The 23,259-nt window shown below is 67.0% G+C and carries 19 protein-coding genes; 11 read left to right on the top strand and 8 right to left on the bottom strand.

Features of this window, described 5'->3' with window-relative positions; translation table 11 throughout:
• Nucleotides 1-542 precede the first annotated feature (542 nt).
• From J5474_RS06660 to treY, 4 genes are read left to right on the top strand one after another with little or no spacing between them, the layout of a single operon-like run.
• A complete protein-coding gene (locus tag J5474_RS06660; RefSeq protein WP_209360038.1) occupies nt 543-1,691 on the top strand; it encodes a sugar phosphate nucleotidyltransferase in 1,149 nt (382 codons plus the stop codon).
• Nucleotide 1,692: 1 nt separating this feature from the next.
• Complete coding sequence (gene glgX / locus J5474_RS06655; RefSeq protein WP_209360037.1) at nt 1,693-3,774, top strand: glycogen debranching protein GlgX; 2,082 nt, start codon at nt 1,693-1,695, stop codon at nt 3,772-3,774.
• On the top strand, nt 3,771-5,504 hold the full coding sequence (treZ, locus tag J5474_RS06650; protein ID WP_209360036.1) for a malto-oligosyltrehalose trehalohydrolase: 1,734 nt from the start codon (nt 3,771-3,773) through the stop codon (nt 5,502-5,504). Before glgX ends, treZ begins: the two co-directional genes overlap by 4 nt.
• On the top strand, nt 5,501-7,687 hold the full coding sequence (gene treY / locus J5474_RS06645; RefSeq protein WP_209360035.1) for a malto-oligosyltrehalose synthase: 2,187 nt from the start codon (nt 5,501-5,503) through the stop codon (nt 7,685-7,687). The genes treZ and treY overlap by 4 nt, the downstream gene beginning before the upstream one ends.
• Here the strand turns inward: treY and J5474_RS06640 are convergent, their stop codons facing one another.
• The 7 genes from J5474_RS06640 to J5474_RS06610 all read right to left on the bottom strand — a co-directional run bounded on the left by J5474_RS06640 (nt 7,688) and on the right by J5474_RS06610 (nt 14,571).
• Nucleotides 7,688-8,320: a nucleoside/nucleotide kinase family protein gene (locus tag J5474_RS06640; protein WP_209360034.1), complete on the bottom strand. Its 633-nt coding sequence runs from the start codon at nt 8,318-8,320 to the stop codon at nt 7,688-7,690.
• A gap of 198 nt (nt 8,321-8,518) precedes the next feature.
• Nucleotides 8,519-9,514 carry an ABC transporter ATP-binding protein gene (locus J5474_RS06635; RefSeq protein ID WP_209360033.1) on the bottom strand — a complete coding sequence of 332 codons (996 nt, stop codon included), beginning with the start codon at nt 9,512-9,514 and terminating at the stop codon, nt 8,519-8,521.
• Nucleotides 9,511-10,536: a Gfo/Idh/MocA family protein gene (locus J5474_RS06630; protein WP_209360032.1), complete on the bottom strand. Its 1,026-nt coding sequence runs from the start codon at nt 10,534-10,536 to the stop codon at nt 9,511-9,513. The genes J5474_RS06635 and J5474_RS06630 overlap by 4 nt, the downstream gene beginning before the upstream one ends.
• 88 nt (nt 10,537-10,624) lie before the next feature.
• On the bottom strand, nt 10,625-11,449 hold the full coding sequence (locus J5474_RS06625) for a carbohydrate ABC transporter permease (RefSeq protein WP_209360031.1): 825 nt from the start codon (nt 11,447-11,449) through the stop codon (nt 10,625-10,627).
• A 3-nt stretch (nt 11,450-11,452) separates the two neighbouring features.
• The gene (locus tag J5474_RS06620) at nt 11,453-12,355 is read right to left on the bottom strand and encodes a carbohydrate ABC transporter permease (RefSeq protein ID WP_209360030.1); all 903 of its coding nucleotides are present in this window, start codon (nt 12,353-12,355) and stop codon (nt 11,453-11,455) included.
• A gap of 51 nt (nt 12,356-12,406) precedes the next feature.
• A complete protein-coding gene (locus J5474_RS06615) occupies nt 12,407-13,654 on the bottom strand; it encodes an ABC transporter substrate-binding protein (RefSeq protein WP_209360029.1) in 1,248 nt (415 codons plus the stop codon).
• On the bottom strand, nt 13,651-14,571 hold the full coding sequence (locus J5474_RS06610; protein ID WP_209360028.1) for an N-acetylmuramic acid 6-phosphate etherase: 921 nt from the start codon (nt 14,569-14,571) through the stop codon (nt 13,651-13,653). Before J5474_RS06610 ends, J5474_RS06615 begins: the two co-directional genes overlap by 4 nt.
• Before the next feature lie 137 nt (nt 14,572-14,708).
• Here J5474_RS06610 and J5474_RS06605 point away from each other — a divergent pair, with 137 nt between their 5' ends.
• From J5474_RS06605 to J5474_RS06585, 5 genes are all read left to right on the top strand, one after another.
• Nucleotides 14,709-15,581: a glucosamine kinase nucleotide-binding domain-containing protein gene (locus J5474_RS06605; RefSeq protein ID WP_209360027.1), complete on the top strand. Its 873-nt coding sequence runs from the start codon at nt 14,709-14,711 to the stop codon at nt 15,579-15,581.
• The gene (locus J5474_RS06600) at nt 15,578-16,339 is read left to right on the top strand and encodes a GntR family transcriptional regulator (protein ID WP_209360026.1); all 762 of its coding nucleotides are present in this window, start codon (nt 15,578-15,580) and stop codon (nt 16,337-16,339) included. Before J5474_RS06605 ends, J5474_RS06600 begins: the two co-directional genes overlap by 4 nt.
• Nucleotides 16,336-17,370, top strand: a complete 1,035-nt coding sequence (locus tag J5474_RS06595; protein WP_209360025.1) for an SIS domain-containing protein — start codon at nt 16,336-16,338, stop codon at nt 17,368-17,370. The genes J5474_RS06600 and J5474_RS06595 overlap by 4 nt, the downstream gene beginning before the upstream one ends.
• Nucleotides 17,367-18,473 (top strand): N-acetylglucosamine-6-phosphate deacetylase, encoded by a 1,107-nt coding sequence (gene nagA / locus J5474_RS06590; protein WP_425342864.1) that lies wholly within the window; start codon nt 17,367-17,369, stop codon nt 18,471-18,473. Before J5474_RS06595 ends, nagA begins: the two co-directional genes overlap by 4 nt.
• 91 nt (nt 18,474-18,564) lie before the next feature.
• Nucleotides 18,565-20,124: an FGGY-family carbohydrate kinase gene (locus J5474_RS06585; RefSeq protein ID WP_209360024.1), complete on the top strand. Its 1,560-nt coding sequence runs from the start codon at nt 18,565-18,567 to the stop codon at nt 20,122-20,124.
• A 21-nt stretch (nt 20,125-20,145) separates the two neighbouring features.
• Here the strand turns inward: J5474_RS06585 and J5474_RS06580 are convergent, their stop codons facing one another.
• Nucleotides 20,146-21,324, bottom strand: coding sequence for a LysR family transcriptional regulator (locus J5474_RS06580; protein ID WP_209360023.1), 1,179 nt, complete (start codon nt 21,322-21,324; stop codon nt 20,146-20,148).
• Nucleotides 21,325-21,506: 182 nt separating this feature from the next.
• Between J5474_RS06580 and J5474_RS06575 the strand changes: the two genes are divergently transcribed.
• Nucleotides 21,507-22,232, top strand: coding sequence for a PIG-L deacetylase family protein (locus J5474_RS06575; RefSeq protein ID WP_209360022.1), 726 nt, complete (start codon nt 21,507-21,509; stop codon nt 22,230-22,232).
• 11 nt (nt 22,233-22,243) lie between these two features.
• The gene (locus J5474_RS06570; RefSeq protein ID WP_209360021.1) at nt 22,244-23,203 is read left to right on the top strand and encodes a VOC family protein; all 960 of its coding nucleotides are present in this window, start codon (nt 22,244-22,246) and stop codon (nt 23,201-23,203) included.
• The last annotated feature ends 56 nt before the right edge of the window (nt 23,204-23,259 follow it).

The following is a 23,259-nucleotide window of genomic DNA, read 5'->3' as shown; positions in this document are numbered from 1 at the left end:
TGCTTGATCGCGCTGCTGATATCCTGACGATATGCGAGCAAGCCGCGATCCCGCACGCGGCTTGCTTTCCGGTCATACGGGCTTTCCGGTCATACGAACGGGCCATTCACCCCATACCCGCTGGGTCGGCTGTGATCGCCGGTCACGGCCCTTTCCGCGTGCGGAGGCTCCGGATATTGCCACCAATTGACCGTCCTGAGTGCGATGGATGCACCTTCATGGGTTCCCTCACAAAGAAGGCAGGTCTGGCTCGCCCCCTGCCGAAGTCCTTTCTCCGGGCGCAACGAGGTTTCCCTTTTGGAACGGCACGTTAATTGCAGATGCACGAATCCGTGCGCCGAGAAAAACATCATCACATCCACAACATTTGCCGGAACTTGGTCCGGGGGGTGTGTGTTCTATTGGCGTAGACACTCTACCCGATAACGGTTTTCGCCCGCAACCACCGACGGGCGAACATGGCTTACAAGTGAAGCGACGCCGGAGCCGCGCATGTATTTTGCGCGACCACAAGGCGCGCACGTATCTGACAGGAACACGTCATGGCCTCTGCCACTCCCCCCGTCGACCGCTGCCTGCCCTTTCTTCTTGCGGGCGGCCGTGGGTCGCGCCTTCACGAGCTGACCGATTCACAGTGCAAGCCCGCACTGCCATTTGGCGGAAGCGAGGGCCGGATCGTGGACTTCATCCTCGATGCCGTTGTGCGCACGGGATTCGGGCGTCTGATGGTGGCGACACAGTACCGGCCGGAGGATCTGGCGCAGCACCTCTCCGATCATTGGGCGACGTTTCTACCCAAGGGATTGCGGGTGCTGGATGGGCGCACATTCGGTGCGGAGGGCTATCGCGGCACCGCCGATCCGCTGCGCCGCAATGTTTCCGCCATCGATGCGTTGGCGCCGGAGGAGGTGATGATCCTCTCCGGCGACCATGTGCTGGACATCGACCTGCACGCGCTGCTTGCACACCACCGGGGCCACAAGCAGCCCGTCACCGTTGCCACCACCGCCGTTCCGCTGGAGCAGGCGCGCAGTTTCGGGGTGTTTTCCGAAGGGCCGGATGGCAGTGCGACAGGTTTTGCCGAGAAGCCCGCGAATCCCGTTCCCATGCCGGGCGACGCGGGTCGGGCACTGGCCTCGACCGGCATCTACGTCCTGGACTGGGAGTGGCTGCGCGCCGTTCTGATGGATGACGACGGCGCGATGGACTTTGGCCACGACGTGCTGCCCCGCGCCATGGCCGATGACGCGCTCGGTATTTATCGCCTGCCCGATGTGCGCCCCGGCACGGGGGCCTACTGGCGGGATGTCGGCACGTTGGAGGCCTACCGGCTGGCATGGCTCGATTTCCTCGGATCGACGCCGCCCGTGCGTCTGCCGCACACCATGACCGGCCTCCCGCCCGCGCGCGCCCACGCAACCGTTGACGGCTCTGTCCTGATGCCCGGCGCTCGGCTGGGTTGGCGCTGTCGCCTGAACAAGGTGATCGTCGCGCACGACGTGGTTCTGCCTGACGGGTTTGTCGCGGGCTTCGACCACGCGGAGGACGCCCGCTGGTTCCGCCGCGACGGAGAGACCGTGCTGATCACCTCCGAAATGATGGCGCGCCGCGCCGCTGCCACTCGCGCCTATACCTCCGCCCGCCTAGGCACCTCCGCCGGACGTGGCAATCATGCCTCATTGGGACACTGAAATGTTCGACAAACAACCAGACAGACACAGCGAGGGGCACCCCGACCCCCGCGATCTGACGATCACCGCCACCGACGCGCGCCCCGACCGACTGGGCGCGCGTTTCGACGGATCCGGGACCAATTTCGCGCTGTTTTCCGAGAACGCCGAGAAGGTGGAACTTTGCCTCTTCGATGCGGCGGGAGAAACCGAGCTTTCCCGCCTCGAGATGCCGCGCGCCGAGGGTGGCATCCATTTCGGTCGGGTGCCCGATCTGATGCCGGGGCAGGCCTACGGCTACCGCGTGCATGGGCCGTTCGAACCCGAGCAGGGGAATCGGTTCAATCCCCACAAGCTGCTGCTCGACCCTTACGCGCAGGCCATGCGAGGCTATCTCAAATGGGACGACGCGCTCTTTGGCTACCCGGTGGGCGGGTCCGATCTGGAGCGCGACACCCGTGACAGCGCGCCCTTCATGCCAAAGGCGGTGGTGGCCGATCCGGTCTTTGACTGGGAGGCGGACGCCTCACCGCAGATTCCATGGCGCGATACCGTTATCTACGAAGCCCACGCCAAGGGGCTGACCATGCGCCACCCCGGCGTCGTCGAGGCCGACCGGGGCACGATCAAGGCACTGGCCAGCGATCCCATCATCGACCATCTGCACAGGCTGGGTGTGACGACGATCGAGCTTCTGCCGATCCACGCCATCGTACAGGACCGCCATCTGGAAGAGCAGGGCCTGCGCAATTACTGGGGTTACAATACGCTGGGTTTCTTCGCGCCGAACCGCAATTACCTGGCTGGCGAGGACGTGCGCGAGGTCCGCGCGGCGGTCAAGAAGTTCCACGCCGCCGGGATCGAGGTGATCCTGGACGTGGTCTACAACCACACCGCCGAGGGCAACGAGCTGGGCCCGACCCTGTCCTTCCGGGGCATCGACAACGCGTCCTACTACCTGCTCTCGCCCGACAACCCGCGCCACGGGTTCGACACCACCGGCACCGGAAATACGCTGAACGTTGCTCATCCGATGGTGCTGCGTATGGTAATGGACAGTCTCCGCTACTGGGTGGAGGCGGTGCACGTCGACGGCTTCCGGTTCGATCTCGCCTCCACCCTGGGGCGTGAACCGCAGGGGTTCGAGCGCGAAGGCGCCTTTTTCAACGCGCTGCGGCAGGACCCCGTGCTGAGCCAGGTCAAGCTGATCGCAGAGCCATGGGACGTGGGTGAAGGCGGCTATCAGGTTGGCGGCTTCCCCTGGCCCTTCCGGGAGTGGAACGACAAGTTCCGCGACGACGTCCGAGCCTTCTGGCGGCGGGATCAGGGCCTGCTCCCGGATCTGGCAGAGCGTCTGGTGGCCAGCCCGGTTCAGTTCGACCACTCGTTGCGCCCCGCCTCGTCGTCGATCAATTTCGTGGCGGCGCATGACGGTTTCACCCTCTGGGACACGGTCAGCTTCAACGACAAGCACAACGAGGCCAATGGCGAGGACAACCGCGACGGCCATTCGCACAACCTGTCCGACAACATGGGGGTCGAGGGCGCCACCGACGATGAGACCGTGACCGCCGCCCGCCTGCGCCGGGCCAAGGCCATGCTGGCGACAGTGCTGCTGTCGCAGGGCGTGCCGATGATCCTTGCAGGTGACGAGCTGGGCCAGACGCAGGACGGCAATAACAACGCCTATTGCCAGGACAATGAAACGACCTGGATCGACTGGGACGCCGCCCGCCCCGAAATGACGGAGGCAGTGGCGGCGCTGACGAAACTTCGCCGCGAGCGCCGCGATCTGCTGGCGCCCTATGGTTTCTGGCCGCGTCCGGAGGCGACGGCCAGCACCTGGCATCACCCCGAAGGCCGCGAGATGACCGACGGCGACTGGCAGGACGCAGGCCTGCAAGCGGTTGCCCTGCGTCACGAAACCGGCGACCAGCCGGCGCTGCTTCTGGTGTTCAACGCGGGCGATGAATGCGAATTCACCCTGCCCGAGGGCGACTGGCACCTGATCCTCGACACGGCCCGCGATCCGGTGGATTGCGACGAAGCCGCCGAGGCGGACCTGATGCTCTCGCCGCAGTCTGTCGCGGTGTTGAGGGCATGAGTGCTGCACTATGGGGAGCGCGGCCACTGGAGGCGGATCGCTGGCGTTTCGCACTCTGGGCGCCTTCGGCGCGGGAGGTCATGCTGCAGCTGGACGGCACCGACCACGCCATGACCCGGGACGCGGGTGGTCACTGGCAAACCGACGTAACGGCCCGCGATGGTTTGCCCTATGTGTTCCGTGTGGATGGAGAGGATCGCCCGGATCCTTTGTCCCGCCATCAGCAGGGCGGACCGCTTTCGCCCTCGCTCACTGTCGATGCGCGCCGCTTCGACTGGGGCGCGCCCTGGGACGGGCGGCCGCTGCACGATGCGGTGATCTTCGAACTGCACGTCGGCAGTTTCACCACCGAAGGAACCTTCACCGCCGCCGCACGCCGCCTGCCCGATCTTGCCGCCCTTGGGATCACCTGCGTCGAACTCATGCCTGTTTCGCAGTTCGAGGGCGCGCGGGGCTGGGGCTACGACGGCGTTCTGATCGCCGCACCGCATCCGGCCTACGGCACCCCCGACGAGTTGCGCGCATTCGTGCGGCAGGCGCAGGAACTGGGCATGATGGTGCTGCTCGACCTGGTGATGAACCACTTCGGCCCCTTCGGAAACGCCCTGCCCGCCTATGCGCCGGAGTTTTTCTCCGACACGCATACGCCATGGGGCGGTGGTATCGATTTTGCCAAATTGCCGGTTCAGGCGTTCTTTCGCGAGGCGGCGGTCAGCTGGCTGAAGGACTACCGTCTCGATGGCTTCCGGCTGGACGCGGTGCACGAGATCCGCGACGGGCAGGATCAGCGTTTCCTGCGCGACCTTGCGGTGAAGCTGCGCGAAGAGGTGCGGGATCGACCTATCCACCTGATCTGCGAGGACGAACGCAACCTGACGCATCTGCGGGAGAACGGTTTCGATGCGGAGTGGAACGACGACTGGCACAATGCCCTGCATGTTGCCCTGACCGGCGAAACGCAGGGCTACTACGACCGCTTCGCCGCCGATCCGTTTGGCGACATCGCCCATGCGCTGGCACGCGGGCAGGTGGACGAGGGGCAGTCGCGTCCCGCGCGGAACGGCGACGGCCCAGACGGGTATCTGCCCCCCCGAGGCGCCCCGGCCGCGCATCTTCCGTGGACCGCCTTCGTGAACGCCAATCTGACCCACGATCAGGCGGGCAACAGGCCCGAAGGACGCCGCCTGATCTCCCTCGTCGGCGAAGACCCTGCTCGCACGGTGCACGCCGCGCTGCTGCTGATGCCCTTCGTCCCGATGCTGTTCATGGGTGAGGAAGAGGGCAGTACCACTCCTTTCCACTTCTTCTGCGATCCGCCCACCGACGACGGGCGCGACGCCGTGCGCAAGGGGCGCGCGCGGGAACTGTCCGCAATCGGCTATGACACTTCCAACATTCCGGACCCTTGCGCCGTCGCGACGATGGAGGCCTGCCGCCCCTACCCCGCCCCCGACCCGGCGCGCGCCGAGGACTGGCGCGCCCTGACCCGCCAGTTGACACAGATCCGCGCCGCGAAAATCGTGCCGCTGCTCGCATCCGGCAAGATCGGCGAGGGCGACGTGTCCCGCCATGGCCGCGCCTTCGAAGTCCGCTGGCCCTTCAACGCCGGGAGACTGCATATGCGTCTGTCTCTGGGCGACCCCCTGCCCGGCCCCGCGCTGGAGGCCCCGGACTTCCGCCTTGGCCAACCCGGCCACGACTCCTTTTCCATCGAGGTCCAGATCACATGAGCCACCCCGTTGCCACATATCGCCTGCAACTGCGCCAGGGCGTCGATTTCGCCCGCGCGATCGACCTTCTGCCGCATATTTCCCAACTCGGGGTGAGCCACCTCTACCTGTCGCCGCTATTTACCGCCGCCGAGGGGTCCACCCACGGCTACGACGTGGCGAACCCGGCAGAGATCGACCCGACGCTGGGCGGGGAGGACGGTTTTGCCCGTCTGGCCAAGGCAGCCCGGGGACACGGCTTGCAGATCATCCTCGACCTCGTACCCAACCACACGGTACTGAGCGTCGAAAACCCCTGGCTGCTGGACGCCCTCACCCACGGGGCGGACAGCGCCTATGCGCCATTCTTCGACGTCGACTGGGGGCGCGGCCTGATCCTCCCGATCCTGCCCAAACCGCTTGAAGAAATGCTGGAGGAGGGCGCCTTTCGCCTTGAAGGCGAGCGGATCGTCTGGGAGGGCGGCTGGTTGCCACTGGCGCCGGGCACGACATCGGGACCGGTCGCTGATGTGCTGGAGCGCCAGCACTGGCACCTGCGGTTCTGGCAGACGGAGCGCAGGCGGCTGACGCACCGACGTTTTTTCAACATCACCCAACTGATCGGGATGCGGGTGGAGGACCGCGCCGTGTTTGACGCCATGCACGCGCTGCCGCTGCGCCTCCTGCGCGAAGGACTGGCACAGGGTCTGCGCATCGATCACGTCGACGGGTTGGCCGATCCCGCTGAATATCTGCGCTGGCTGCGCGCGGAGGCGAGCCCCGACACGCCGATCTGGGTGGAAAAGATCCTGACGGGCGACGAGCCCCTGCCCGATTGGCCTATAGAGGGTACCACCGGATACGAGGCAAACGACCGCATCACCCGGTTGTTGCTGGACGGCGGTGGTCTGGACCGGCTCGATACGATCTGGCGCGGCGCCACGGGCGCGCGCGGCGGCTACGAGGACGCCTGCCGGCAAGCCCGGCGCGAGATCCTCGCCGGCGATCTGGGCGCCGAACTGAACGAGCTCGTCACCCGCGCCGGCGCGGCGCTGACCGAAATTGGCCAGGAGTCCCCTGCCGACCTGCGCGACACACTCCGTGCCATGCTCACCGTCTTTCCACAGTACCGCAGCTACATCGACGTAGACGGCCCGCGCCCCGAGGACAGCGCCCTGATCCGCCACATGCGCGAAGAGGCGGCAACCCTGCTGAGGGACCGGGCGACGCTCGACGCGCTCTGCACTTTGATGGTGCAGGCCAATGGTCCCGCCGTGCAGGGCTTTACCCGCCGCTATCAGCAGGTCACCGGCGCGGTGGTGGCGAAGGCACAGGAAGATACTGCTTTCTACCGCCACACCCGGTGTCTGGCAGAGGCGGAAGTCGGCTCGGAACCCGACGCGGAATCACTGACCCCGGCAGCCTTTGCCGAATGGTGTCGTGACCGACTGGCGCAATGGCCGGAGGCGATGACGCTTGGTTCCAGCCATGACACGAAACGGGCCGAAGACGCGCGCGCCCGCCTTGTCGCCCTGACCCACCGCCCTGAGGCAGCGCGCGCGCTCTGGTCCCGCGCGCAGTCGATCGAGGCCGGCGAAACTGTGGACGATTCCATCCGTTGGTACGCGCTGCAGTCGGCGCTGGCGATCTGGGAAGAGGGGCGCACAGACCTTGAGGACCGGCTGGCCGCCCACATGGAGAAGGCGCTGCGCGAGGCGAAGGAAGTGACCTCCTGGCACGACCCCGATGCGCGGGCCGAGGGCGAGGCGCAGACCTTTGCCCGCGCCCTGCTGGCGGCATGGCGCAAGGCCCCCGACCCGGCGCTGACCGAACTGGTGACACTGGGCGAGGCGCTGTCGCTCGACCAGTTGGCATTGCGCTGCCTGATCCCCGGCGTGCCGGATATCTACCAGGGCACCGAGGCGGGCAGTTTTGCGCTCACCGATCCGGACAACCGCGCGCCGCTCGACCCGTCGCAATCCCTGACTGATTTCGGGGAACGAAAAACGGCGCTGCTGCGCGAACTGCTGCGCCTGCGGCGCCGCTGGCCGGAAGTCTTTGGTCAGGGCACGGTCACGGTGGAGGAAACGCCCTACGGCCTCGCCCTCACCCGCAGCCACGGGGCGCGCTCCGTGACGTTGACGCTCACCCCAGAGGGGCCGCGGCTCGACACGCGCGAGGCAGCGCTGGACCCGACCGGCTGATCACTGGTGCAGGACGAGGTCGGCGGGGCGGCTGTCATCGCGCACGGTGCGGCCGTTGGGCAGGTCGTTCACCTCCAGCTTCTGGCCGATCTCGTCCTCGGTCAGCTTGTAGTGCTCCCAGCGGCGGCGCAGGCGGCGGGCTAGCTCCTCTTCCGGGACGTCCACCATCACCGTCAGGTCGTAGAGGTCGGCCAGCGCCGACCAGGGCGCGCGGTCGAGCAGCAGGTAATTGCCTTCCGCAAGGATCAGACGCGCCTCGGGGGCGATCAGCCGGGCCGACCCGCGCGAGATTTCCAGCGCGCGGTCAAAGACGGGAACGGCCACCCCCTCCGTCCCGGCGCGCAGGCGGGTGAGGACGGAGGCAAGGCCGCCCACGTCGAAGGTATCCGGCGCGCCTTTCCACAGGCGGCGGCCCATGGCGTGCAACACCGCGTCGTCGTAATGGAAACCGTCCATCGGCAGGATCGCGGCCTGCCCGGGATGGATCGCCTCGATACGCTCCAGCAGGGTTTCGACCGTGGTGCTCTTGCCCGAACCGGGCGCCCCCGCGATGGCGAGGACCTGCCGCCCCGGCCGTTCCATCAGCGCCAGCGCCTCGGCCAGAAGCCCATCCATGTCCACGACGCGGCTCATGGGCGGGCGTCCCGGCGTGTCGGGGTCGAATGGGTCATGGCGGCCTCCCTGCTGTCGTGTCGCAGGCTTGCCGCGAATCCGCGCGGGCTGCAACCAGGTCAGCAGCCAGGGCACGACGCCGGTCGTGCTTCAGCCGGAACGCGTTCGCCCTTGCCGGCAATGCGACGCAGTCACGGAAATCCGCTCCGCGGCCAAGACCTACCGCATCCGCCGCCCCAGGGCGTCGAACCGCAGCGCGCGAGCGTCGTCAAAGTCGAATGCCACATCATCGCCCACGCGCGTGGGGTCCTGCCCGAAAAGCCGGACGGCAAACCCCTCGCCCGCATCGGAAGCCACCAAAAGGTTCGTATCACCACCCAGCCGTTCGACGTGGGTGACGGTGCCGCGCAGACGCCCGCCCTGCTCGGGGCGCAGGTACTCCGGCCGGACGCCCAGCACTTCTCCCGCCCGCGTGCCGGGGAGCCGTTCGAAGAAATTCATCGACGGCGCGCCCAGAAACCCGGCGACAAAGCGGTTCGCGGGGTCGTTGTACAGGTCCATCGGCGCGCCGACCTGCTCGATCCGCCCGTCGCGCAGCACCACGATGCGGTCAGCCAGCGTCATGGCCTCGATCTGGTCGTGGGTCACGTAGATCATCGACGCCTTCAGCGTGCGGTGCAGGGCTGCGATCTCGACCCGCGTGTTCATCCTGAGCGCCGCGTCGAGGTTCGACAACGGCTCGTCGAACAGGAACAGCTTCGGGTCGCGCACGATGGCCCGCCCGATGGCGACGCGCTGGCGCTGGCCGCCGGACAGTTCGGCGGGTCGGCGCTTCAGATAGGGTTCGAGATCGAGCATCCGCGCCGCCTTTGCGACCTGCTCCGCCACGCGGGCCTTGGGCGCGCCGTCCTGCTTCAGCCCCAGCGCCATGTTGTCCTGCACCGTCAGGTGCGGGTACAAGGCGTAGCTCTGAAACACCATGGCGATGCCGCGCCGGGCGGGCGGGATGCCGTTGACCTTTTCGCCGTCAATGGACACCTCACCGGAGGTCGCTTCCTCCAGCCCGGCGATGACCCGCAGCAGCGTGGATTTCCCGCAGCCCGACGGCCCGACAAAAACGATGAATTCGCCATCCTCTACCGTCAGGTCGATGTCCTTCAGCACCTCGACCTTGCCGAAGGACTTCGAGACGTTTTCGAGGGTGAGCGCGGTCATGTCATGTCCTTCGGGTTCACCGGCTGCCCGGTGCGGATGGATCGGTCGGCGGCGAGGCATATGGCGAGACTGTCGACCGCCTCCGCCATGTGGCGCGTCAGGTCGGTATCCTCCGCCATGGCGCGCAGGACGAATGCCTGTTCCGCGTCGCACAGGTCCTGGTGCCCGGGTTCGTCCGGGAGGTCGATCAGGCGGTCGTCGCCGGGGCGATGCACCAGCAGGGAGCCGACCCGGGTGTGGCCGTCGACGGAGTCGGAATCGCCCGTGTCGGGGTCGCGGATCGACACCGCACCGTTGGGCGACACGATGTCCTTCACGAAAAACGCCGTCTCCGACATCATCGGGCCCCAGCCGGCCTCGTACCAGCCCACTGACCCGTCGCTGAACCGCACCTGGAGCTGGCCGTAGTTGTACATGTCAGGCGCGATCTCCTCCGACAGCCGCAGACCGATCCCGGTAACAGAGACCGGATCGGCGCCGCAGACCTGGCACATCACGTCCACGTAATGCACGCCGCAATCGACCAGCGGAGATGTCGTCTGCATCAGCGCCTTGTGCGTCTCCCAGGTCGCGCCCTCGGACTGCTGGTTGAGGTTCAGGCGGAAGACATATGGCCCGCCAAGGGCGCGCGCCTCCTCGATGAACCGCACCCACGAAGGGTGGTGACGCAGGATGTATCCGACGACCAGCTTGCGGTTCAGCCTTGTCGCCATCTCCACCACCCGGCGCGCATCCGCAACGGTCAGCGCCAGCGGTTTTTCCACAAAGACATGCGCGCCCTGTTCCATTGCCGCGATGGCGAATGCGGCATGGGTGTCCGTGTAGGTGGCGATGACAACGAGATCGGGGCGGGTCTCGCGCAGCGCTTCGTGGAAGTCGGTCCAGACGGGATACGGCAGGCGCGGGTCGGGTTCGGGCGAACGCTTCACGATGCCGACGATCTGACTGTCGGGATGGTTGTGGTGGGCCAGCGCATGGGAAAAGCCCATGTTGCCGAGGCCCGCGATCAGGACACGGATCATGCGGTGTTTCCCTTCTTAGGGTGCGCGAAAGGGGCGATCGGGGGCTGCCCGGCGTATCCACCGGGCGTGACGGTGTTCAGTCGGCTCGTCATTTCACCGCTCCCGAGGTGATCCCCCGAATGAGTTGCCGCGAAAAAACGACATATAGAACCATCACCGGCAGGATCGCCATTGACAGCGCCGACAGCACCGCGTTCCAGTCCGTCACGAACTGCCCGATGAAGACCTGGGAGCCGAGTGTCAGCGTCTTCACCTCCTCGGCGGGGGCAAGGATCAGCGGGAACCACAGGTCGTTCCAGATCGGGATCATGTTGAATACGGCGACGGTGGCCAGCGCGGGGCGCACCAGCGGCAGCACGAGCCGGAAGAAGATCGCGTACTCGCTCAGCCCGTCAATGCGGCCGGCGTTCTTGAGATCGTCCGACACACCTTTCATGAACTCCGACAGAATGAAGACGGCCAGCGGCAGACCCTGTGCGGTGTAGACGAGGATCAGCGCCCAGAGCGTGTTCACCAGCCCCGTCTTCACCATCATTTCCAGAATGGCCACTGTGCCGATGCGGATCGGGATCATGATCCCCAGCGCCAGGTACAGCCCCATCAGCGTGTTGCCCCGGAACCGGTATTCCGACAGCGCAAAAGCCGCCATCGCCCCGAACAACAGGATGAAGGTCAGCGAAGCCACCGTCACAATCATGGAATTCTGGAAATACAGCAGGAAATCCCCCTGCATCGCTACCGTCTGGTATCCGACCAGCGAAAAACTGTCGGCGTCCGGTAGCGCCAGAGGTTCGCGGAAGATCGCCTTGCGCGCTTTGAAACTGTTGATAAGGATCACGAAGACCGGGAACAGCGCGACAACCGTATAGGTCAGTAGCGCCAGGTGCATGAGGGCGGGGGTCAGACGCTTCATCGGTCAGAACTGGTAGTGCCGCAGGCGGCGCTGGATGCCGAAGAGGTAGATACAGACCCCCACGAGGATGATACCGAACATGGCTGACGCGATGGCCGACCCCATATAGGGATCGCCTAGCTGCAATTGAAAACCGAAGAACGTCCGGTACAGGAATGTGCCCAGAATGTCGGTGGAGAAATCCGGCCCCGCCAGCGCGCCCTGGGCGGCATAGATCAAGTCAAAGGCGTTGAAGTTGCCCACGAATGTCAGGATGGAGATGATCCCTATGGACGGCAGGATGAGCGGCAGCTTGATCTTCCAGAAGGCCGCCATGCCCGTGATGCCGTCGACTTCGCCCGCCTCGAGGATCTCTTCGGTGATCGACAACAGCGCGGCGTAGATCAGCATCATCGGGATGCCGACGAACTGCCAGACAGAGATCAGCGCCAGCGTGGTCAGCGCGTAGGCTTCCTTGCCCAGCCACGGCGCAAAGAGCGATTTCAGCCCCACCGCGTCCAACAGTGACGGCGCAATGCCCCAGATCGGTGAGAGGATCAGCTTCCACGCGAAACCCACGATGACGAAGGACAGGATCGTGGGAACGAAGATCGCTGTGCGGTAGGCTGCCGCAAACCGCAGTCGCGGCGAGGACAGCAGCGCCGCCAGCGCCACGCCGATAGGATTCTGCACCAGCATGTGGATCAGGAAAAACCAGAAGTTATTCCCCAGCGCGTTCCAGAACTGATCCGACCACAGCGGGTCCAGGAACAGCCGCCGGAAATTGGCGAGCCCGACATAGACGCGCTCCTGCCCGTCGGCGGCGAACAGCGCCAGACGCAGTGTGTCAAACAGCGGGTAGATCATCACCGCTGTGTAGACCAGCACTGCGGGCGCGAGGAAGATCAGGACATGGGGTTTCGGCATGGCGGCCTCCGGTCCGGGTGGCCCCGGGGTCACGCCCCGGGGCCGGTGCCCTTACTTCTGCTTGTCGTACCAGGAGGATAGGCCCTCCTGCAGACGCTTGGCGGCGTCCTCGGGTGATTCAGTGCCGCGGATCACGTTGGCCGAGGCGTTCCACAGCTCGTTCTCCAGGTTCGGCGTGCCGCGCGACAGGATCTGGTAGGAGGACCGGATCGTGCTCTGGCATTCGTCGCGCCAGGACGCGAACTCGGCCGCAAGCGGGTCGGTGATCTCCACCGGCTCGGAGGCCAGCGGGTAGAAGCCCGGCAGCGCGTTGGCGAAGATCTTCGAGAACTCCGGCGAAGCCACCCAGTCGAGGAACACCTTCGCTTCCTCCGGGTGGGCAGAGGCGGCGTTCATGCCGATGCCGATATCGGTGTGATCCGAGATGTAGCAGGTATCGCCCTCGGCCTTTACCGGCGGCGGGAAAGCGCCCATCTCGAAATCGGCCAGACCGTTGAAGCCCGAGACCTCCCACGACCCGGCCGGGTAGATCGCCGCGCGGCCCAGGGTGAACAGGTTCTGGCTGTCGGGGTAGGTCTGCGCCTCGAAGCCGTCGCCCATGTAGTCGCCCCAGGTCGCCAGTTCGGACAGAACCTCGGTGAAGGCGGGATCGTCGAGCTTCGCCTTGCCCTCGATCAGGCCGGTGCGGCCCTCCTCGCCCTTCCAGTAGGTCGGGCCGATGTTCTGGTAGCCCATGGTGGCGGCTTCCCATTGGTCGTTGGTACCCATCGCCATCGGGATATAGCTGCCGTCCTCCTTGATCTTCGCCAGCACGTCGTGGAATTCCGCGACGGTCTTCGGCTCTTCCAGCCCGAGTTCGGCAAAGATCTCCTTGTTGTAGATGAAGCCATGGATCACGGCGCCCATCGGTACGCAGAACGGGTGCTGGCCGTCGTCGGTGATCCATGCGGATTTCGCCACGTCCGAGAAATTCGCCATGCCGGGCAGGTCCGACAGGTCCGCCAGCTTGCCGCCGTCATACAGCGCCAGCGAGGCGTCGAAGGGGCGGCAGGTGATAATGTCGCCCGCCGATCCCGCGTCCAGCTTCGAATTGAGGATGGCGTTGTATTCCGCAGGGGCGGAGGGCGTGAACTTCAGCGTGATGCCGGGGTGCTCGGCCTCGAAGGCGGGGATGATCTCGTCCTGCCAGATCTTCAGGTCGTCGTTTCGCCAGCTTTCGATGGTCAGCGTGACGTCCTCGGCGTGGGCGGCGCAGGCCAGAACGCTCAGCAGCAGGGCGCCTTTCAGGGTCTTGGTCATGTGGTCTCTCCTTGTTGGATGGTTGGCCTGCTCAACAGGCTCTTCGTGTTGCACGCCCCCATTGCGCGTTCGGACGCGAGCGCGCGGCGCAGGTCGTGGTCGTTGTCGTGAAGAAGGCGCGCGGCCGTGGCGGGGTCGTGGCCCTCGGCCACCAGCACGGCGGCCTTGGTATTGCCGTCCGTAGCGCGCAGCGCAGCCGCGGCGGTGTCGCAGTCGGTGGCGGCAAGGCGCGCGACAATGCCCGTGGCGCGGGCGCGCAGCTTGGCGTTGTCAGCGCGCAGGTTGACCATAAGGCCTTCGTGCACGTGGCCCAGCCGGATACCCGCCAGCGTCGAGAGCATGTTGAGCGCCGCCTTCTGCGCCGTGCCCGCGCCCAGGCGGGTCGATCCCTCGACCACCTCCGCCGGGGTCGGCAGGGCAATGGCAACGTCGGCACGCTTCAGCAATGGCGCCTCCGCCACGCAGGCCAGCGCGACCACCGTCACACCCCGCGCCTGTGCCGCATCGGCCAGCGCACAGGCCTGCGGCGTGGTGCCAGAGGCCGAGAGCGCGATCACCAGATCGTCCTCCGACAGGTCATCGACCGCAGAGGTGTCGGTTTCGTCCTCTGTATGGCCTGGCATCCATGGCCCGGTGGGAATGCCCCCCGCCATGGCCAGCCGCAGTTGCGCGGGGTCGATCCCGAATGTGCCCGGAAGTTCGCAGGCATCCGCCAGCGCCATGAGGCCCGAACTGCCCGCCGCCACGTAGACTACCCGGCCACCGCCCTTCAGCGTTTTCGCCATGAGGTCAGAGGCTGCCGCGATCTGTTCAAGCGCCCCTTCGATCACGCGCAGCGCCGCCTGTTGCCCGTCCAGCATCGCGCGCAGGGCCGCCTCGGGCGGCAGGGCGTCGACAGGGCGCGGGGAGTCGGGCATGTGAGTCTCCGAAAGATTTACGGTACGATACCTAAACAATACCTTTTGACAAGGGGTCGCAGGCCATTGGTGCAATCTACGCCTATTGGTATCACTTTGGTGTTCTCAAATCCCAAGACGCATGTTAGCAAGGGGGCATGAGCACCGCACCCGCGCCCTATCTGATCGGCATGGACGGCGGCGGCACCGGCTGCCGCGTCGCGATCGCCCGCGCGGATGGACCGGTCCTGGCAACTACCCAGGGCGGCCCGGCCAATGCCACCACCGACCTTGCCGCCACGGTCGCGAACCTGCGCGCGGCGCTGGACATGGCGGCGGAGGCCGCCAACCTGACACTGGAGGCTTTGCGCGATGCGCCCGCGCACGCAGGGTTGGCCGGAGTGATCTCCGACACCATCGGGCAGCGCGTGGCCGAGGGCCTGCCGCTGACCCGGCTCACCGTTACGGAGGACCGCGATATCATGGTCGCGGGCGCGCTCGGCCCCCGTGACGGCGCACTTGCCGCAATCGGCACCGGCAGCTTTGTCGCGGCACAGGGCCCGCAGGGCATCCGTTCTGTCGGCGGCTGGGGGTTCCTGCTCTCGGACGAGGCATCCGGCGCGTGGCTCGGGCGCGAACTCCTGCGCCATGCCTTGCGCGTCGCGGATGGGGTGTCACCTCCCACCCCCTTCGTCGCGCAGACGCTCGACCAACGTGGCGGCGCGGCGGGCATCGTGACCTTCGCCACGAGTGCAAGGGCGCATGACTTTGCCACACTCGCCCCCGGCATCGTCGCGGCCGCGCGTGCGGGCGACGCCACCGCCACCGGCCTGATGACCGCCGGTGCCGGCTGGATCACACAAGGCCTACGCGCACTCGACCACCGCGACGGGGCGCCGCTCTGTCTGACTGGCGGCGTAGGGCCGCTTTATGCCGAGTGGTTGCCGGCACCCCTTACCGCGGGGCTGACCGAACCGCAGGGTTCCGCGCTTGATGGCGCGCTGCGCCTTGCCGCAAGAGCCGCGCCATGACCATCGCGGATTTCCTCCATCCCGCTGACTGGTATCGACCCGAAGCCGGGCCGCGCTACCTGCAATTGCGCAACCGCCTGAGCGCGGGCGTCGAGGGCGGCCAACTGCCCCCCGGCGCCCCCCTGCCCCCGGAACGCGAGATCGCCACCATTACGGAGTTCAGCCGCGTCACTGTCCGCAAGGCGATCCAGAGCCTCGTCGACGAGGGCCGCATCGTGCAACGTCAGGGCTCCGGGTCCTTCGTGGCACCGACGCCCGCACGGGTGAATCAGGCACTCACCCGCCTCACCTCCTTTACCGAGGACATGGCCCGCCGGGGCCTGACCGTCACCGCCCGCTGGCTCGAACGCGGGTTCTTTCTGCCCACGCCGGAAGAGGTCGACGCCCTGTCGCTGCACGACGGCGATTCCGTTGCCCGCATCGCCCGCCTGCGGCTGGCCGACGGCGCCCCCATGGCAATCGAGCGCGCCTCCCTGCCGACCGACATCCTGCCGAACCCGCTGGAGGTGGCGCAGTCGCTCTATGCCGTGCTCGAGGCACAGGGCACCATGCCCGTCCGGGCCGTGCAGAAGCTGACGGCGGTGATCGTCGACGGCCCGGATGCCGAACTGCTCGACCTCGCCCCCGGCGCGCCGGGCCTGCGGATGGAGCGTACGTCCTTCCTCGCCTCCGGGCGGGTCTGCGAATTCACGCAATCACTCTACCGCGCCGACGCCTACACGTTTGTCGCGGACCTGACCCTCGGGGGCGAGCCATGACCGAAATCCAGCCAAGCCACATGAAACGCGAGGTGCGCGAGATCCCCGATGCCGTGGCCCGCCTGCTGGAAAACGGCGCGGATGGCATGGCCCGCGCCGCCGACGCCCTGCGCACGCTCGATCCGCCCTTTCTGGCAACGGTCGCGCGGGGCTCCTCGGACCACGCCGCGACGTACGTGAAATACGCCGCCGAGATCATGGCCGGCCTGCCGGTTGCCTCCGTCGGGCCGTCGGTCACCTCCATCTACGGGGCGCGTCTGCGGGTGAAAGGGGCGGCCTGCCTCGCCATCTCGCAATCCGGGGCCAGCCCGGACATCGTGCAGATGGTGACGATGATGCGCGAGGAGGGCGCGCTGACGCTGGGCCTGACCAACCACCTGGACTCCAGGCTGGCGCAGGTCTCCGACCACGCGCTCGCGCTGCACGCCGGCCCCGAGCTGTCTGTCGCCGCGACCAAGACCTTCGTGACCTCCGCCGTGGCGGGCGTCTGGCTGGTCGCGGAGCTGTTGCGCGACGCGCCCCTGCTGGCGGCCCTGCACGCCCTGCCAGACGCGCTGGCACAGGCGGTGGACGCCGACTGGTCCCCGCTGGGCGACGCCCTCGGAGAGGCCGAATCACTCTACTGTCTGGGCCGAGGCCCCTGCTACGCCGCCTCCAACGAAGCGGCGCTGAAGTTCAAGGAAACATGCCAGCTGCATGCCGAAAGCTATTCGAGCGCGGAGGTCCTGCACGGCCCCGTCTCCATCGTCGGGCGCGGCTTTCCGGTGATCGCGCTTGCGGTGCGGGACGCCGCACAGAAGGGGCTGGTCGAGGTGGCCGAGAAACTCGCGGGCATGGGCGCACAGGTCTTCACCACCTCCAGCGCGGCGCAGGACGCGGTGGCCCTGCCCGCCGTGCGCACAGGCCATCCGCTGACTGACCCGCTGGCGCTGATCGTGTCGTTTTATGCCATGGTCGAACAGGTCGCGCGCGCACGCGGCGTGGACCCCGACAACCCGCGCCACCTGCGCAAGGTGACGGAGACGGTATGATGCACCTGATCGCGGCGCGCGAAATATTTGACGGCGAAACGCTCTGGCACGGCCACGCGCTGGCGCTGGAGGGTGGCGTCCTGCAGGCCATCGTCCCCGCACCGGAGGGAGCCGAGGTTTTCGGCGGCACGCTCATGCCGGGGTTCGTCGATCTGCAGGTGAACGGCGGCGGCGGGGTGTTGTTCAACGAGGATACCACCGCCCGGGGGGTCACGCGTATCGCGCAGGCCCACGCCACCACAGGCACGGCGGCCCTGCTGCCCACGCTGATCACCGACACACCAGACCGCACCCGCGCGGCGGTGGATGCCGTGGCGCAGGCCGTGGCAGAGGGCGCGCCCGGCGTCATTGGCCTTCACCTCGAGGGGCCGCACCTCTCGATGGCCCGGAAGGGCGCACACGACCCCGCCCTGATCCGCGCGATGACGGACGCCGACGAGGCCTTTCTTCTTGAGGCGGTGCAGCGCCTGCCCAATCTCATGGTCACCGTCGCGCCTGAGTCCGTCTCGCTGGAGCGGATGCACCGGCTGGCGGCGTCGGGGGTGATCCTTTCGCTGGGCCACACGGATTGCGAGTATGATACCGCCATGGCGTGCTTCGGTGCCGGGGTGCGCTGCGCTACCCATCTGTTCAACGCCATGAGCCAGCTCGGCAACCGCGCGCCGGGGATGGTAGGCGCGGTGCTGGACGCGCCGCAGGTCAGCGCCGGCGTGATCGCCGACGGCATCCACGTGCACCCGGCGGCACTGCGGCTGGCGCTGGCGGCGCCCAAGACCGATGCCTCGCTGTTCCTCGTCACCGACGCCATGCCGCCGGTGGGTTCGGAGATCACCGAATTCACCCTGAACGGTCGCCGCGTCCTCCGCCGTGACGGGCGACTCACGCTGGAAGACGGCACGCTGGCCGGGGCGGATCTGGACATGCCGCAGGCGCTCCGGGTGCTGGGCAGTCTCGGTCTGGACCGGGCGCGGGCGCTGGAGATGGCGACGCGGGCACCGGCGCGACTGCTCCGGCAGGATTTTGGCCTCGGGCGGCTGACTCCCGGCAAACCGTGCCGGGCCATCCGCCTTGATGCGCGGGGACGTTACGCCGGTCCGGTCTAGGGCGCTCCGCGACCGCGCCTGCATGCCGTTGACAGCCCACGCGCGCGGCGTCAGTCATGCGCTGACAGGAATAACGGTGGGGAGCGAGCGCATGTATCTGATCGGAATAGACGTGGGCACCGGCTCTGCACGGGCGGGGGTCTTTGATGCACGCGGCACGCTGTTGGGCACCGCCGCGCAGGAGATCGCGCTGTGGAAAGGCCCGGGAAACCGGGTGGAGCAATCCTCCGACGAGATATGGCAAGCGGTTTGCGCCGCCGTGCGCGGCGCGGTGGCGCAAGCCGGTGTGAGCGCCCGGGACATCAAGGGGCTGGGGTTCGACGCCACCTGTTCGCTTGTTCTGCTGGGTGCTGGCGGCGTGCCGCTGCCGCTGGAAGACGGCCGCAACATCATTGTCTGGATGGACCACCGCGCCACCGAACAGGCAGAGCGGATCAACGCCATCGGTCACCCGGTTCTGGACTATGTCGGCGGTCACATCTCGCCGGAGATGCAGACGCCCAAACTGTTGTGGCTAAAGGAAAATGTGCCCCACCACTACACCGCCGTGCGGCAGTTCATGGACCTGACCGATTTCCTGACGTGGCGGGCGACGGGCGACTGCGCACGTTCGATCTGCACGGTGACCTGCAAATGGACCTACCTCGCGCACGAAGCCCGCTGGGATGCCGGGTATTTCGAAAGGATCGGCCTGGGCGAACTTTGCGACGATGACTTTGACCGGATCGGCGCGCGGGTGGTTCCTGCCGGTACGGCGCTGGGGGCCGGTCTGACGGCGCAGGCGGCCGCCGACCTCGGCCTGGTCGAAGGCACCCCTGTCGGCGCAGGGTTGATCGACGCGCACGCCGGCGGGCTTGGCACCGTAGGAACGGCTGGCGATCCGGCGCAGGACATGGCCTATGTTTTCGGCACCTCCTCCTGCACCATGACGACAACGCGCGACCCTGCCTTTGTTCCCGGTGTCTGGGGGCCGTATCAGTCCGCCATGGTGCCGGGGATGTGGCTGAACGAGGGTGGTCAGTCCGCCGCCGGGGCCGCCGTGGATCAGCTGATCGATCACCACCCCTTTGCCACCGAAGCCCGCGCGCTGGCCCAGGCCGAGGGCAAATCGCTCCCGGCCTGGCTGGCGGATCGCCTGGGCGACCTGCCTTCGCTGGTCCGGGGCCTGCACGTCCTGCCGGAGGTGCTGGGCAATCGCGCGCCGCACGCCGACCCGCACCGCCGCGCGGTGATCGTCGGGCTCGGCATGGGGCGCGATCTGGAGTCCCTGAAGGCGCTTTACGGTGCGACTCTCTGTGGGTTGGGCTACGGGCTGCGCCAGATCATCGAGGCGCAGGCCCGCGAAGGCGCTACCGTTGCGCGCATCGCCATCAGCGGCGGCGCCGGGAGGCATCCGGTGGTACGCCAGATCCTCGCCGATACCACCGGCCTGCCCGTCGTGGCGCCCAAAACGGCAGAACCGGTGCTGCTTGGCTCCGCCATGCTGGGCGCACTGGCGGCCGGGGTATACGCCGACGCCACACAGGCCATGGCGGCCATGTCTCGTGCCGGGGACGTCACGCAGCCCGATGCTGATCGCGGCTGGCACGGTCCGCGTTTCGCACTGTTCGAGGAAATGCAGCGCCTCGCCACGCGCGCAGTGCAGGCCTGACCTGGCCACGGGCGCGATCGCCTATAGCGCGGGCAATTCGCCCGCGGCGGCGCGGATATGGTCCAACATCTGTGCCTGCGCGGGCGTCGGCACCCAGCCGGCGCGCGTGGTCAGCCCGATACCCCGGCGTGGCCAGCCGATCCCCGTATCGAGAGCTACAAGGAGGCCTGCCTCCACCTCCGCCCGCGCCTGCCGCGCGCTGATGCAGCCCAAAAGGTCGGAGCGCTGCAACAGCTCCCGCATCAACAGGATCGACCCGCATTCGAGAATGCTGTCGGGCATCGCCACGCGCCCCGTGAACAGCGCGTCGAACTGTTCCCGCGAGGGCGTGCCGGGGCGCGGCACCACCCAGGCGTGATCCACCAGCAGGTCAAGCCCCACCCGAGACCCGGCCAAAGCGTGCCCGGGCCGCGCCACTATGCTCAGAACGTCGTCGAACAAAGGCTCCTGCGTCACGTCCCCGATGGGCAGCGGATCTCGCATGGCGCCGATCATCAGATCGACCTCGCCCCGCCTCAGACGCAGCAACAAGGCGTCGTAATCGCCGTCGATCACCGTTACCGGCTGCTTGGGGCGCGCCTCCCGGAACCGCGCCAGCGCCTCTGGCAGCACCACGGATCGTGACAGCGGCAACGATCCTATGACGATCCGCCCGACCTCGCGCCCATCGAAGTCCGCAAGCGCCGCTTCCGCCTGCGCGATCTCGGTAAACGCCAGCCGCGCCGACTGAGCCAGATTCTGACAGGCCCGCACCGGCACCATGCCAAAGGACGTGCGTTCGAACAGGGCTCGTGCCGCCCCACGTTCCAGCTGCGCCACGGCGCGGTGGACTGTCGGTTGCGCACGCTTCAGGGTTCGGGCAGCCAGCGTGAAGTTCTGCGCCTCCGAGGCGGCGATCAGCGCCTCCAGCTGCGCCGCCGTCGCCGTCAGCACCAGCCGTGGCGAAACCTCGCGCAGCGCCGCGTCAAGCCGGTCCATGGCGCATCGCAGACGGCTTTCGAACACCCTGCCGCGTTCGGTCAGGAAAACGCCCTGCCGGTTGCGCTCGAACAGCGCGCCGCCAGTGTCCTTTTCCAGCTTGTTGAGCGACTGCGTGACGGCGGGTTGCGAAATGCGCGCGCGCTCGGCGGCGGCGGTGAGGCTGCGGAGTTCCGCTACGGCGAGAAACAGGCGGAAATGCCTGAGATTGCGGGATAGCATGGGGTACGGTCCGTCTTGCGGCGAGTATTGTTGGTTTTTCCGGACGCGGGCCCGGTGCTTTCCGACCTGCGGTTTCCGGATCGCTATAGCATGAACTTATGCCAAGGGGGATGTTTTGAAATTGCCCCTGCCCGGTTCGCCGTGGGATGCCAAGAAGTGAGTAAACAGAACCGGAGCCCTGCATGACCCGCACCGCACTCGTCATTTCTGCCCATGCCGCCGATTTTGTCTGGCGCTGTGGCGGGGCCATCGCGCTTGCCGCCGAACAGGGGGTGGACGTCACTGTGGCCTGCCTGTCCTTCGGCGAGCGCGGTGAGAGCGCGCGGTTGTGGAAGGACGGCAAGACGCTGGAGGAGGTGAAGGCCATCCGGCGCGGAGAGGCGGAGGCCGCGGCAGAGGCGCTCGGCGTCGCGCGGCTGGAATGCTTCGACCTGGGCGACTACCCGCTGCAGCTGGAGAAGGAGGACAAGTTCCGCCTCGTCGACCTGATCCGCGCCGTGCAACCCGCCTGGATGATGTCGCATTCCCAGTACGACCCCTACAACACCGACCACATGTACATGACGCAGGTGGCGCTGGAATGCCGGATGATCGCGCAGGCCTGGGGCCACAATCCCGGCGAAAAGGTACTGGGTGCGCCGCAGCTCTACCTCTTCGAGCCGCACCAGACCGAGCAGATGGGCTGGAAGCCGGACACCTTCCTCGACATCACCCCGGTCTGGGACAAGAAGCGCGCCGCCATGGAGGCGATGCAGGGGCAGGTCCATCTATGGGACTACTACACGCGCGTCGCCCAGCAGCGTGCCAACCACTTCACGCGCAACTCCGGCGGGCAGGCTGGCGGACGCGACTGCCAGTATGCCGAAGGGTTCCAGAGCGTGTTCCCGCGCTGCGTCGACGCCCTCTGAGGGAGGATCGCATGACCGTCACCAACCCGAGTTTCGACGTCGCCCACCTGGGCCACGTGGAGATGTTGACCGACCGCTACGACGAGAGCCTTGATTTTTTCACCCGCCTCTACGGGCTGAAACTGTCGGGCGAGGACGCAACCTCCGCCTACCTGCGCGCCTGGGACGACTACGAGTACCACACTCTCAAACTGACCCGCTCCGACACCACCGGCGTCGCCCACATCGGCTACCGCTGCGCCTCGGTGGAGGCACTCGATCGCCGCGTCTCGGCAATCCAAGGTTCGGGCTACAAAACCCACGGATGGGTCGAGGGTGACCAGGGCCACGGGCGAGCCTTCCGCTTCGAGGACCCCTTCGGCCATGTCTTCGAGCTTTATCATGAGACGCGCTGGTATCAGCCACAGGCCGAATCCGACAGGGCCGCGCTGAAGAATACCGCCTCCGCCTTCACCGGCGCCGCGCCCCGTCGGCTCGACCACGTGAACCTGCTGGCGGAAGACGTGACGGAGGTCCGTCGTTTCATGGAAACCTGCCTCGGCTCCCGCGTGACCGAATATATCCAGCTGGACAACGGGCGCCTCGGCGGCTGCTGGTTCACCGTGAACAACAAGACCTACGACCTTGCCTGCACCGAGGAGCACGGCGGCGGAGGCGGGCGCCTGCACCACATCACATACGCCACCGATCAGCGCGAGGACATCCTGCGCGCTGCGGATATCTTCCTGCAGAACGGCGTACATATCGAGACCGGACCGCACAAGCATGCCATCCAGGGGACCTTCTTTCTTTATGTCTGGGAACCGGCGGGCAACCGGGTGGAACTTGCCAACGCCGGCGCCCGCCTGATCCTCGCCCCGGATTGGGAACCAGTCTGCTGGACCGAAAACGACCGGAAAAAGGGACAGGCCTGGGGGCTGAAGACCATCGAGAGTTTCCACACCCATGGCACGCCACCGGTTCGGAAATAACGGCTTCGCCCTCTGACGCGGGCGATCCGACGGAGCTTCGCTCCGGCTGGCGCGGG

Origin of the sequence: Sagittula salina (genome assembly GCF_017813235.1) — a bacterium.
Classification (GTDB): Bacteria; Pseudomonadota; Alphaproteobacteria; order Rhodobacterales; family Rhodobacteraceae; genus Sagittula; species Sagittula salina.
This window is presented reverse-complemented; position numbering and strand designations above follow the sequence as displayed.